At 43.0% G+C, this 258-nt stretch carries 1 protein-coding gene; it reads right to left on the bottom strand.

The features are described 5' to 3' along the window. Positions 1-258, bottom strand: a 258-nt coding sequence (locus LI126_RS14875) for a phosphatase PAP2 family protein (RefSeq protein WP_227165698.1), incomplete at both ends; no start/stop codon positions are given.

Genomic DNA, 258 nt, shown 5'->3' with positions numbered 1-258 from the left:
CCCCAAAGTAAGCCGCCTAAAGTATCCGAAGGATAATGTACCCCAAGAAGTACACGTGAAAACATTGTTAAAAAAATTAACCCCACAGCGACAAAACCAACTAATGTTTTGCTCCATACAGAAGAGAGATAGTGTAAGAGGATAAAAAAGAGACAGCCAAAGAGTACTACAGCAAAAGTTGTATGTCCACTGGCAAAACTTTTTCCTGGCTCATCTGTAAAGGCGGCAACACGATGAATGTCAGGGCGATCACGGCCG

The organism is Mediterraneibacter sp. 210702-DFI.5.30 (assembly GCF_020560115.1).
GTDB lineage: Bacteria > Bacillota > Clostridia > Lachnospirales > Lachnospiraceae > Mediterraneibacter > Mediterraneibacter faecis.
The sequence above is the reverse complement of the archived record's forward strand: the minus strand, read 5'-3'. Positions and strand labels throughout refer to the sequence as shown.